General features: G+C 68.2%; 13 protein-coding genes. 5 read left to right on the top strand and 8 right to left on the bottom strand.

Going from position 1 to position 12116, the window contains the following annotated elements; genetic code table 11:
- The 5 genes from HUW62_RS12560 to HUW62_RS12540 all read right to left on the bottom strand — a co-directional run.
- On the bottom strand, positions 1-748 hold a 748-nt coding region (locus tag HUW62_RS12560), incomplete at its 3' end, for a hypothetical protein (RefSeq protein WP_176434571.1).
- Between the two features lie 27 nt (positions 749-775).
- Positions 776-1246 carry a cyclic nucleotide-binding domain-containing protein gene (locus HUW62_RS12555; RefSeq protein ID WP_163867340.1) on the bottom strand — a complete coding sequence of 157 codons (471 nt, stop codon included), beginning with the start codon at positions 1244-1246 and terminating at the stop codon, positions 776-778.
- A 37-nt stretch (positions 1247-1283) separates the two neighbouring features.
- The gene (locus HUW62_RS12550; RefSeq protein WP_163867339.1) at positions 1284-1799 is read right to left on the bottom strand and encodes a gamma carbonic anhydrase family protein; all 516 of its coding nucleotides are present in this window, start codon (positions 1797-1799) and stop codon (positions 1284-1286) included.
- 27 nt (positions 1800-1826) lie between these two features.
- Positions 1827-3215, bottom strand: coding sequence for a tRNA (N6-isopentenyl adenosine(37)-C2)-methylthiotransferase MiaB (gene miaB / locus HUW62_RS12545; RefSeq protein ID WP_176434570.1), 1389 nt, complete (start codon positions 3213-3215; stop codon positions 1827-1829).
- 73 nt (positions 3216-3288) lie between these two features.
- Positions 3289-3807, bottom strand: coding sequence for a hypothetical protein (locus tag HUW62_RS12540; protein ID WP_176434569.1), 519 nt, complete (start codon positions 3805-3807; stop codon positions 3289-3291).
- A 185-nt stretch (positions 3808-3992) separates the two neighbouring features.
- Between HUW62_RS12540 and HUW62_RS12535 the strand changes: the two genes are divergently transcribed.
- From HUW62_RS12535 to HUW62_RS12525, 3 genes are all read left to right on the top strand, one after another.
- A complete protein-coding gene (locus HUW62_RS12535) occupies positions 3993-4622 on the top strand; it encodes a glutathione S-transferase family protein (protein WP_176434568.1) in 630 nt (209 codons plus the stop codon).
- A gap of 179 nt (positions 4623-4801) precedes the next feature.
- The gene (locus tag HUW62_RS12530) at positions 4802-5074 is read left to right on the top strand and encodes a hypothetical protein (protein ID WP_163867335.1); all 273 of its coding nucleotides are present in this window, start codon (positions 4802-4804) and stop codon (positions 5072-5074) included.
- Between the two features lie 227 nt (positions 5075-5301).
- A complete protein-coding gene (locus tag HUW62_RS12525; RefSeq protein WP_176434567.1) occupies positions 5302-6618 on the top strand; it encodes a DUF1254 domain-containing protein in 1317 nt (438 codons plus the stop codon).
- Between the two features lie 78 nt (positions 6619-6696).
- On the opposite strand, the gene HUW62_RS12520 is transcribed toward HUW62_RS12525, so the two are convergent.
- On the bottom strand, positions 6697-7002 hold the full coding sequence (locus HUW62_RS12520; RefSeq protein ID WP_163867333.1) for a hypothetical protein: 306 nt from the start codon (positions 7000-7002) through the stop codon (positions 6697-6699).
- 271 nt (positions 7003-7273) lie between these two features.
- On the opposite strand from HUW62_RS12520, the gene HUW62_RS12515 reads away from it, so the two are divergent.
- Complete coding sequence (locus tag HUW62_RS12515) at positions 7274-7702, top strand: YciI family protein (protein WP_176434566.1); 429 nt, start codon at positions 7274-7276, stop codon at positions 7700-7702.
- 60 nt (positions 7703-7762) lie between these two features.
- Here HUW62_RS12515 and HUW62_RS12510 read toward each other — a convergent pair whose 3' ends face one another.
- Positions 7763-9955: an RCC1 domain-containing protein gene (locus HUW62_RS12510; protein ID WP_176434565.1), complete on the bottom strand. Its 2193-nt coding sequence runs from the start codon at positions 9953-9955 to the stop codon at positions 7763-7765.
- A 236-nt stretch (positions 9956-10191) separates the two neighbouring features.
- Positions 10192-11127, bottom strand: coding sequence for a cytochrome P450 (locus HUW62_RS12505; RefSeq protein WP_368670395.1), 936 nt, complete (start codon positions 11125-11127; stop codon positions 10192-10194).
- 8 nt (positions 11128-11135) lie between these two features.
- Here HUW62_RS12505 and HUW62_RS12500 point away from each other — a divergent pair, with 8 nt between their 5' ends.
- A complete protein-coding gene (locus tag HUW62_RS12500) occupies positions 11136-12083 on the top strand; it encodes a sesquiterpene cyclase (protein WP_163867330.1) in 948 nt (315 codons plus the stop codon).
- Positions 12084-12116: the final 33 nt, after the last annotated feature.

The following is a 12116-nucleotide window of genomic DNA, read 5'->3' as shown; positions in this document are numbered from 1 at the left end:
CACCCAGGCGGCCGGCCAGGCGCGCGGACAACACCCCCCGCGCCAGCGCTCTCACCACGGGCTCGGCCTGGGGGGCTCGCGTCGCAGGCCCCACCACAATCACCCACCCATGCCCCGTGTCCACCGCTCGCACGCTTCCTTCGGATTCGAGCAGATTAACCACCACCCGAGGGGGCGGCTCACCTTCCCGTAGGCCCAGAAGTCGGGCCGCCTGTTGGAAGGGGGCATCCAGCAGGGGCAGCCAGGCGCGCTGCTCTGTCCGGAAGTCGGGCAGCGTCTCCGCCCGGAGCGCGGCCACCGGCCACTCGCGCTCCGCCCGGGCCAGGAGCGCCTCCAGCCCCACCAGCTCCCCGGCGGGACCTGGGACGTCGGGGCCGCCGAGGAGGCGCGCCAGGTAGACCTCCACGGGCTCCGGGTGCGCGGCGAAGAAGGCTCGCGCCGCCAGGAGGACTTCCGGGGGCGCCGTGGCCAGCCGCTCGCGGACGAGGGTGCGCGCGCGCCCGTAGCGGTAGGTGGGCACGGGGTGGGCCCGCTCCACGGGGCCCGCGTCATAGCCCGCGCGGTTCAGCAGGGCGAACAGGGTGAAGACGCGAACATCCGCGCGCACTTCCACGCCGCCCGGGGTGTACTGGTTGGCGAACCAGTCGTCCTCGGAGGCGATGGAACCCTGGGAGGTCGACCCGGCGTACGCGGGGGCCGACGCATGGACCCCGAGCAGTAGGAGGACGGCCAGGTGGGGGGCGCGCATACCGGGCCCCACGCTACCACGGGCCTCTCAGGCGGCCGGAGCCTTTCCGATGAGGGTCCGAATCATGTCCCGGTTGTCCCGGGCCTTCTGGCCGAAGAAGCCGACGATGCCCATCAGCAGCTTCACGCAGGCCTGGGGCTTGGTGGCCAGGAGCTTCTGGAAGTCCGAGGAGCGAATCTCCAGCGCGGAGACATCCGTGACGGCGGTGGCGGTGCACAGCCGCTCGCCCTTCTGAACCAGTGCCAGCTCTCCCAGGGGCTCGCCGGTGCCCACTTCGCCCAGCGACACGTCCTCGCCCGAGGGATTCCGGGCGCTCAGACGCACCGTGCCCTCACCGACGATGAGGAGCGACTCCCCCGTCTTGCCCTCGGTGAAGAGCGCGGTGCCCTTCGGGAAGGCCCGGGGCACCGCCACGCCCGCGAAGATCTGGATGCCGGTGTCGGTGAAGCCCTTGAAGAGGGGGCACGCCTTGAGGGTGTTCGCAGGCACGAGAGCCATGGGGCGGGTCCTAACACGGCGCGCGAGGGCCGGCGAGTCAGCGGCTGGAGCGGTACTCGTTGGCCAGCTCCACATAGTGGTGGGCCGACATCAGGAGGAACTCGCGCTCCGCCTCCGTGAGCAGCCGCTTCACCTTGCCGGGTGAGCCCATCACCATGGAGCCGGGCGGCACCTTCGTCCCGGGCGTCAACAGCGTCCCCGCGCCGATGATGCAGTCATCCCCTACTTCCACCTCGTCCAGGAGGATGGAGCCCATCCCCACGAGCACGCGGTTGCCCACGGTACAGCCGTGCAGCACCACGTGATGACCCACCGTCACGTCGTCGCCGATGAGGGTGCTCGACCTGCCTCCGGTGACGTGGAGCAGGGACAAATCTTGAAGGTTGGTGCGCTGGCCCACGCGGATGGGATTCACGTCGCCGCGCAGCACCGTGTTGAGCCAGATGGAGGACCCCTCCCCCAGCTCCACGTCCCCCACCACCTGGGCGGAGTCATCCACGAAGCAGCTCGGGTGGATGCGGGGGGACACCCCGCGGAACGACCTCAGCGCCATGCGGACACCTCTTGCGTGCGCGAGCCCTCAGGCCTCGGCGACGACATGGAACGGCGAGACGGGCGGCGCCACGGGCAGCGGCTCCACGGTGGGGAGCTGCAGCACCGCGAGCTGCTTGCCGGAGAGCTGGTTGGGCGTGGAGCGGTCCACCTTCACCGTCACGAAGGCTCCGGTGGGCGCGTCGCCCTCGAAGTTGACGGTGCGGTTCTCCGGCGTGCGGCCGAAGCGCTTGGCGGCGTCGTAGCGCGAGTGGCCCTCCACCATCACCTCCACCACCGAGTCGACGAGGGCCGCGGTCGTCTCCGCGCTGATGCGGCGCTGCAGCTTCTGCAGGCGCTCCAGGCGGGCGATCTTCACCTCGTGCGGAATGGGGCCCCAGTCCTTCTCGCGCAGCGCCGCGCCCGTCTTGGGGCGGGGGCTGTAGATGAAGGAGAACTGGTTGTCGAAGCGGACCTCCTCGGTCAGCTTCATCGTCATCTCGAAGTCCTCCTCGGTCTCCCCGGGGAAGCCCACGATGATGTCGGTGGTGACGGCGATGCCCGGCCGCGCCTCGCGCAGCTTGTTGAGCCGCTCCATGTACTGCACCACGGTGTAGTCGCGGCGCATCATCTTCAGGATGCGGTCGCTCCCGCACTGCACGGGCAGGTGGAAGTGCGGAGCGATCTTGGGCTGCGTGCGGAACGCCTCAATCAGCTCGTCGGACAGGTCATGCGGGTGGCTGGTGGTGAAGCGCACGCGCTCGATGCCCGGCACCTCCGCGGTGCGCAGGAGCAGTTGGGCGAAGGACACGCCGCCCAGGTACGAGTTCACGTTCTGGCCGATGAGCGTCACCTCGCGCACGCCGACCTTCGCCAGCGAGTCCACCTCCAGGAGGACCTCCGGGAAGGCGCGGCTGACTTCACGGCCGCGCGTGTGCGGGACGACGCAGAACGAGCAGACGTTGTCGCAGCCCTTCATCACCGTGACGAACTCGGTGACCTTGCCGCGGGACGTCTCCGGGTCCGCGCGCGGGAAGACGTACTCCTCCGAGTCCACGAAGGCCGTCTCGACGACTCGCTCCCGAGCCGCCTCCACGCGGCCGATGATGTCAGGCAGGCGGGCGATGTTGTCGGGGCCGAAGACGAAGTCCAGGTACGGCACCTTCTTGATGAGGCGGTCCTTCTCCTGCTGGGCCACGCAGCCGCCCACGCCGATGAGCGCGCCGCGACTGGCCTTCACCGGCTTGTAGCGGCCCAGGGCGGACAGCATCTTGTCCTCGGCCTTCTCACGGATGGAGCAGGTGTTGAGGATGATGAGGTCCGCGTTTTCCGGCACCGGAGTCGGCTCGTAGGACATCTTCGCCAGCACCTCGCTCATGCGGAGCGAGTCGTTGACGTTCATCTGGCAGCCGAAGGTGTGGATGAAGTAGCGCTTCATTGGGATTCTCTGAGCAAGAACGTGCCCTTATGCGACGGCCGGGCACGGAAATCAACCGAAGCGGGAGCGGCGGTCATCCCTGGCTGAGCAGGCCGGTCATCCGGGTGTGGAGGTCCAGGAGGGAGGCCTCGCGTTCCCGGAGGAGCGCCAGGGAGGCCTCGCCATAGCGGCGGCCCAGGGCCACCGTCTCCCGCTCCTGCTTGCCCAGCTCGTCCCGGACGCGGGTGCGCAGCTCCTCCGACGTGTCCGAGGCTGCCTCGAGTTGACGCAGCTTGTCGTCCAGCCTCCGGGCGGTCCACCGGCGGCCACCGAAGGCGCGCAGCATGGCGATGCCCTGCTCCAGGGCCCGGGCCTCCAGGCCCGAGGCAGTCTGGGCCAGGGCGTGGGCGCGGGCCAGGTTCTCCGCCCCCCGATCCGAGCCGGCATGGGACAGGAAGGCCTCCTGGTAGCGCACCAGGGCGTCGAGCAGGGCGCCGTCCACGGGCGGCATGGCCATGCGGAGGGTCCGGTCGTCCGCCGCGGAGAGGTTGATGCCCGTCTCGCGGTTGGGGACGTCCTGGTAGCCGTGGTCGTCGAAGAGTGAGGGGGCCATGGGACTCCTGGGGAAAGGCCAGGGATGTGTAACAGGGCCCGCCCCCTCACGGTAGGGCTCGCGGCTCCCCTCCCCACGGGGATTCCCATTCAAGGACAACACGGGGCCCGAACATACCTGACAGGCCGCTGTCACCCCGGGGAGGCAGGTTCGCTCCTCCTCTGCGCGGTCCAGGAGAACGCTCCATGAAGCTCTACTTCCACCCCTTGTCCGGAAACTCGCGCCGAGCCCTGCTCGTCGCCACCCACCTCGACGTCCCTCTCGAGCGCATCGTGGTGGACCTGCCAAAGGGCGAGCAGCGCGCGACGCCGCACCTGGGCCGCAATCCCAACGGGCTCGTTCCCGTCCTCGATGACGATGGATTCCTGCTCTGGGAGTCGCGCGCCATCATGCAGTACCTGGCCGAGATGACGCCGGGACAAACCCTGCTCCCCGCGGATGCGCGGGGGCGCGCTGACGTGACTCGTTGGCTCTTCTGGTGCTCGGGCCACATGGCGCAGGCATGCACCATCCTGGTCTTCGAGAACTTCGTGAAGGCGGTATCGGGCCGTGGGCCGCCGAACCCCACCGAGGTCGCACGGGGCGAGGCGCTCTTCGCGCAGCACGCACGCGTCCTGGACGAGCACCTCACGGGCAAGACGTGGGTCTCACAGGAACGCCTCACGCTCGCCGACTTTTCGTTGGCCGCGGCGTTTGCCCTCGCCGGACCGGCGCGCCTGCCACTCGGGGAGTATGCGAACCTCCGGACCTGGCTCGGCCGCGTGCAGGAGCTCGAGGCGTGGAAGCGCACCGCTCCGCAAATGCCGCCATCCTGAACGACGAGAGGGCGCGATGGCCAGACGGCGGGCACTTCATCCGATAAGCGATGCGGCGACAACGCCATCGACGCGCACCTCGTTGTTCTGTCCGCGATGCCTGCTAGCCTTTGCGCGCGGTCCTCATGCGTGCGGACCCGACAAGGAGCGTTCCGATGAAGGCGGCTTGGAGTGTCGCAATGGCCCTGACGGTGGGGCTCGTCGTGGGATGTGGTGCTGGTGCGATGGAGAAGGACCCCGGTGTGGAGGAGGCGCTCGCCACGTCGGAGTCCGAACTCGCCGTCTGTGGCGATGGGGTCTGCGAGCCCATCGAGCGACTGCGCTGTCCGGCGGACTGTCCTTCCGGCGAGTACTGCGGGAACAGGGCGTGCTGCCCTGGTGAAACGACACAGAACTGCCCCGAGGACTGCACCCAGGGAAACCCGGGCCAGTTCTGCTACCGATCATTCTGAGCCACCCCTCGCGAAGCGGCTTGCCGCGATGGCGAACCAGAACGACGACCGCTCGACGATGGGCGGTCTTCGTTACGGAGCGATGATCGTCCAAGCCGCCCTTGCTCCTCGAAGTATGGACTGACAGGATGCCCTGCCAAAGCAGGCGGCGTATCGACGTCGCTGGCAGGTTTGAGCTTGGGCTGTCGGCAACAGCCCCACCCCATCATTCCGAGTCCAAAAATACCATGGCACCTCTGCCTCTCGACGAAGCGCGGGCGTACGCGTACCAGGCCTTCATGTACGGTTACCCGCTGGCCGAGAACTACTCCATCCTGTGGCAGAGCACACTCGCCATCCAGCAGCAATTCAATACGTTCTACGGCAAGGCACAGCTCACGACTCCCGCCGATACCACCGTCGTCACTCCCAACAACGACACGGCGTACTCGCAAGGCTGGCTTGACCTGGGCGCCGAGCCGCTCGTGCTGCAGGTGCCGGCGGTGCCCCAGGAGCCACCGCGGTACTATAGTTTCCAGATCATCGATGCCTGCACCAACAACGTTGGCTACATCGGGACGTTGACGACCGGCGCGGCGGCGGGCAACTACGTGCTCGCGCCCCCCGGGATGGTGCCAGCCAGCGTCCCGAACGCAACGGTGATCCCTGTCCCGAGTCGCTACATCTTCCTGCTCGGGCGCACACAGATGTTGGGTCCCAACGACGTCCCGGCGACCCAGGCGATCATGGATGAATACGCGCTGGTCCCGCTGTCCCGGTTCCTCGGCCAGCCAGCGCCCCCACCCGCGCCCGCGACGCCCTTCCTGCCGGTGGCCCCCTCGTTCATCACGACACTGTCGTTCTTCCAGTACCTCAACCTGGCGCTGACCTTCCAGACGCCGCCGGCCGGGGATGCGCCGCTCCTCGAGCGCTTCGCGCGCATCGGCGTGGGGCCCGGCCTGCCCTTCAATCCGTCCACGCTCGATCCGGAACTGGCCGGTGCGCTCCAGCGCGGGATCCTCGAGGCCAGCAAGGCCATCACACACAAGGCCCAGGGGGGCGCGGTCGAGAACGGCTGGAACCTCCCGGAGGTGAACCTCCCCTACTTCGGCACGGACTGGTGGACCGACTATGACTTCCGGTCGCTGACGGCACGGGCGGGGATCTACGCGAACTCGCCCTCGGAGGCGATCTACTACCGCGCCTACCAGGACACGAACTCGCAGCCCCTCTCCGGCGCAAACCAGTACACGGTGACTTTCCCCGCCGGCCAGCTTCCCCCTGCCGCGGCCTTCTGGTCGTTGACCATGTACGGGGCGAATCAATTCCTGGTCCCCAACAGCATTGATCGTTACTCGCTCGGGACCCAGTCGAACCTGAGCGTCGCCGCCGACGGCTCCGTGACGATCTACATCCAGGCCAACGCCCCCTCGGCCGCCGAGATGCCGAATTGGTTGCCCTCGCCCCTGAGTGGCTCGTTCTACGTCGTGCTTCGCATCTACGGCCCGGAGAACACGTCCTACATCGCGCCGGGTCTGACGCAGGTCGGCGGTTCCGGTTCGTGACGGTCGTCCTCCCGAGCGCCCATCGAGGGCGCTCGGGAGGGTGTGCCTCTGGTGCCCCCAGGCGAGGTGGATGCCGCGTTACAAGGCCAGGGCGGGCAGACACTCCGTGATGGCGAGGAGGTTCACCCCACAGTTCACCAGACAGGGAACGAGGCTTGCCGCCGGAGCACTCGTCACACACAGCCCCACGCACGCACGTGCCGCCTGCGTCCCAGGGTTCAGACACGCGATGAACTCCTCGACCCCGGCAGCCTCGACGCCCGGAGCTTCAACAGGCGGCGCCTGCTCAGGAGTGGCGACCTCGCCGGCCGGTTCCATGGGGCCACAGCCCACGGCCGCCATCAACATGAACGCTCCAGCCAACCGCTTCATCGGATTCATCATGATGATACCTCCAGGTGTTGCATTGGAGAGCATCTCAGCTCAGCGGGTCACTCGATACCGGACTTCGGTACAAGGAGGCGTATCCATGGGGCGCCTGTCATTCCTTCATCTGAGATGAATCATCGGTGCGGGCCTCTTGCATGTATTCAGCGGTGGCTCCCTCCACCCGCATGCCCGCCCGCACATTTGATCGTGTCGAACCTCCGCACGGTCATTCGTCGTATGGAGGGATGGAGCCACGCCTCGCATCCCCACCCCAGGAGTCACCCGCATGCGCTTCATGCTCATCCCCCGCCCTTCCACGCCGGAGCCCACGCCCCAGGACGCCGCCTTCGACGAGGCCGTCTTCATCGCGCAGATGAGGTTCAACGAGGAGATGCACAAGGCAGGCGTGCTCATCGCCTCCGAGGGCCTCAGCCCGTCCCCAGGCGCGCACGTCGTCTTCAAGGACGGAAAGACCAGCGTGAGGGACGGCCCCTACGCGGAGACGAAGGAGCTCATCGGCGGCTTCTACGTGCTGGAGGTGGCGTCGAAGGAGGAGGCCATCGAATGGGCCCGTCGCTATCCGGGCGGCATGGGCAATGACGACGTGATGGAGGTCCGGCCCCTCACCGACACCGGGGACATCCCGCCGGAGCTGGTGGCGCTCATCGAGAAGGTAGCCCCCACCTGGAGCCGGACCTTCAAGAAGTCGCCGTGACGCGGCCTGCTGTCCATGAGCCACGGACAGCAGGACCCCAGGGTGCTGCCCGTCAGCGCGTCACGGCAACTGAGTGAGGCCGGGGACGAGCTTGTCGAGCGGCTCGCCATACCCCAACTGTCCATCCGAGTTGCTGCCCCAGGCCCACGCGGTGCCGTCCGGCAGGAGGGCCAGCATGTGCTCCCTGCCCGCGGCGAGGGCCATCACGCCCGTGGTGATTCCCTGGACGAGGACGGGGGCGAAGCGGGACGCCGTGGTGCCGTCACCGAGCTGTCCCCGTTGGTTGGAGCCGGCCGCCCACACGCGGCCGTCGGTGGTCGTCGCCATGCCCAGGCCGGGGCCGGAGACCACGTCGAGCAGTCCGGTGACACTCATGGGGACCGGGAGCAGGTCCTCGCTCTCGACACTCCCCATCCCGGCGCCTTGGTAATCCAGCCCCCAGGCCCATCCGCTGCCGTCGGACTTCACGGCCATGGCGTGAGAGTCGCCCCCCGCGATGGCAATGACATCCGTGAGCGTCTGGACCTGGACGGGGGTGTGTCTGTTTTCAGTGGTGCCGTCGCCGAGCTGCCCATCCGCGTTCTGTCCCCAGGCCCACACGGTGCCGTCATGGCGGAGGGCGAGCGAGAGTCCGGTCGCGGAGATCACCTTCACGACGCCGTCCAGGTTCAGGACCTTGACGGGAGTCGCGCTGGCCTGGGTCGTGCCATCGCCCAGGTTGCCCGCGCCGTTCTGCCCCCAGGCCCAGACCGTCCCGTCATCGGCGAGCACCAGGGCGTGGCTCCAGCTCACGGAGATGGCGACGATGGACGGCAGCCCTTCCACCACGTGAGGGACATCGCGTCCCTGTCCCCATGCCCAGACCGAACCATCATGCCGCAACGCGAGCGAGGAGCCCCCTCCCGCGCTGATGGCGACGACGCCGTCGAGCTCCGGGACTCGAGCGGGAAGCGGCCGTGTCGTCCGCGTTCCATCACCCAGTTGCCCGGACTCGTTCTTCCCCCAGGCCCAGACCGTTCCATCATGGTGGAGCAGCAGTGAGTGCATGTCGCCCGCCGCCACGGAGAGCGCCCCCGTCAACCCACCCTGCACGGGCGCGGGAACCGCATTGAGCGTGACGACTCCGTTCGCGAGCTGGCCATCGCGGTTGTTGCCCCAGCCCCAGATGGAGCCATCCGAGCGCAGGGCCAGCACGTAATCATGGCCCGCGGCGACCGCCGAGACGCCCGTGAGCCCTGGCACCTGGCTGGGCGTCGAGCGGAACTGCTTGGTGCCGTCACCCATCTGGCCCGCCTCGTTGCCGCCCCAGCTCCACACCGTGCCATCGGCCTTGATGACCTTTCCGGAGGAGGCGCTGCTCATGACGATGTCGATACAACCCGTCAGTCCCTCGATTCGGGTCGGCGTGGTGACGAGCCCTCCGAGCAGTGCGTCCGAGCCCCAACCCCAGACACTCCCATCCGAACGGATGGCGAACACGCTGGAGGCTCCCGCCGACGCGGCGACGACCCCCGTCATGCCAGGGACAGGGATGGGGACGGTGCTGTTGGAGAACGTGCCGTCACCGAGCTGTCCCGCGTGGTTCATGCCCCAGACCCACAGGGTGCCATCCGAGCGGATGGCGAGCGAGGTGTCAGCGCTCGTCGCGACGGCCACGATGCCGGACAGCCCCGGGAGCTGACGAGGCGTCGTGCGAGAGGTGGTCGTTCCATCTCCGAGCTGGCCACGGAAGTTGTCTCCCCAGGCCCAGACGGTGCCGTCGGTCTTCGTCGCGAGGGTGTGGTTGAAGCCCGCCGCCACGGAGTTGACCCCGCTGAGCCCTGGGACGAGGACAGGCGCGGCGCGGGTGCTCTGGGTGCCATCACCCAACTGCCCCCGCCCGTTGGCGCCCCAGGTCCAGACCGTGCCGTTGGAGCGGAGCGCGACGGAGTGGCTCCGGCCTGCCGCCACCGCCGTCACGGCCACCAATCCCTGGGCCTGGACGGGAGTCGAGCTGCTGATGAAGCCACCCGTGCCGAGCTGCCCTGACCTGTTGTCTCCCGCTGTCCACACCGTCCCATCCGAGCGGATGGCCAGGGAGTGCTGCGCGCCCGTGGCGATGCGTGCCCGTGGCCGGGTCCGCGCCACCGCCAGGGACTGGAGTTCTTCTGTTTCCGACGACACGGCCGCGGGCTGACCACAACCCGCGCCCAGAATGAGTCCCACCAGCAAGGACAGGACTCCGCCCCACTTCGATACCGCATGGTTTTTCATGTGTGTTTGTCTCCGTGTGCTTCGGGGAGACCGACGCCGGGTGCGTCCATGGATTCAACACATGACAGACAATAAGCGCGATTCACACGCGGCGACCTCATGAGCAGCCATTGTGTGGCAGCCCGGCCACATCGAGTCACGGCGCCCGCACCTCGCGGTGTCTCCATTCAGCCTCGGTCCTCTCGGAGGCGCGCTGGGCACAGGGCTTGCCTTGCTGTCGGGATCCGCGTCGCGAGTCAGACTGGAAACAGCTCGACGGGCAGCGTCCGCGGTCCACGAGCGACAAGCGAGGGGAGCCAATCGATGCGCTCCGTCCGCACTTCCACCCGACCCACCTGGGAGACCCACTCCTCGAGGGCGACTCGCGCATCCAGTCGCGCGAGCATCACCCCCAGGCAGAAGTGGGGGCCATGACCAAAGGTGAGGTGCGACGGCCCCTCGCGCCCCAGGATGAAGCGGTCCCCGTCCGGGAAGTACTTCTCATCGCGCGCCGCGGAGGCCAACGATACCAGGACCAGGCTTCCCCCGGGCACCTCCACTCCATCCACCATCGCGTCCTGAAGGCACACGCGCATCGTGGCCGCCGCGACGGGCTCGTAGCGCAGGGTCTCCTCGATGAAGCGGGGAATCAGCGCGCGATTCTCTCGCAGGCGGGGGAGCAGCTCCGGATGCATGGCGAACACCCGCGCGCTCTGGCTGATGAGGTGGGTCGTCGTCTCCAGACCCGCCAGGAACAGCATGAAGAGGAAGCCCATCAGCTCCCGCTCCGTCAGCACCTCCCCCTCCACCCGCGCGCCGAGGAGCTGGCTCGCCATGTCGTCCCCCGGCGACCGCCGCCGGTCGGCCAGCATCTCCTTGAAATACTGCTCCATCTCCTCGACGGTGCGACGGCACTCCTCCTTCCGCTGGGTGTCGTCGGGACGCACGGCGCTGAGGGACATGAGGTCGTGGGTCCAGCGCTTGAAGTGCTGCTCCAGGGAGGCGTCCAACCCGAGGATCCATCCCATGATGGTGGTGGGAATGGGCCTGGCGAAGGCGTCCACGAAGTCCACCCTCCTCTGCTCCATCATCCGGGCCACGGCGCGGATGCGCGGCTCGAACCGCGCCAGCGTCGCGGGCGTGAAGGCACGGCTGACCAGCGCCCGCAGTCGTCCGTGCGCGGGCGGGTCCAGGAAGAGGCATGACGATGCTGGGCTGGGCCAGCCAGCAGGGGCTCATCCTCACGGCGAAACATCGGGCCCGGGTGGAGCGGGCGAAGTATGCGTCATTCTCGGGCCGCAGCTTTCCCCATGCGGGGCCGGAGTTGCTCCAGGCCCTCACGGACTTCACCGCATGGCTGTTCATCATCGACGACCACGCCGTGGACCGGGTGGATCCGCTCAACGAAGCCACCCTGTCGCAGCTCACCGCCGTCCTGGACGTCCTCGACCTCGACGAGGCGAGCCCCGAGCCCGTCTTCGGGGAGCGGGCCTTGATGGACGTCTGCCGGCGCTTGAGAAGCCTCCTGTCCCCCGAGCACTTCGCGCGCTTCGCCCACGGCATCCGCATGTGGGCTGGCTCCGCGGGACTGCAGATCGTCGCGCAACTCCTGGGCAAGCCCCTCGCGATGCATCCCTACCGCGCGTTTCGCCGTCACACCGGGGGCGTGAATCCCTCCATGGCCCTCATCGACGCCGCCAACGCGGGGCCCTTGACGCCCGAGGAGTACAACCGCCCGTCAGTGGAGCGCCTCCGCCTGCACGTCAACAACATCGCCTCCTGGGCCAATGACCTGCACAGCCTCCACACCGAGGCGCGCGAGCCGGACCAGGGCCGGAACATGGCCATGATCCACGCGGCGCAGGGCCACTCCCTTCAAGAAGGCGCCAACTACACAGCGAGGCAGATCCACGCGGAGATCAGCGCATTCCAGGAAGAGGCGGCGGTGCTGGAGCGAGATGCGAGCAAGGAGCTGCGAGGATTCATCTCCGGCCTGCGTGATTGGCTGATCGGCTACCAGGACTGGGGGGACCACATCACCCACCGCTACCGGGCGGAGTACGCGGAGCAGGACGCCCATGAAGAGGACTCGCATCCCCCTGAATGCTTGGGAGTCGAAGGTGGGCGCGGCCCGCCACGCGGGGCGTAGGATGAGGCATGCCCTGTCCCAAATGACTCCTCC

The sequence above is a fragment of the Myxococcus sp. AM011 genome (assembly GCF_013372595.1).
In the GTDB taxonomy this organism is placed as follows: Bacteria; Myxococcota; Myxococcia; order Myxococcales; family Myxococcaceae; genus Myxococcus; species Myxococcus eversor.
Note: the sequence above shows the minus strand (reverse complement) of the source record. Positions and strands in the feature narration are given on the sequence as shown.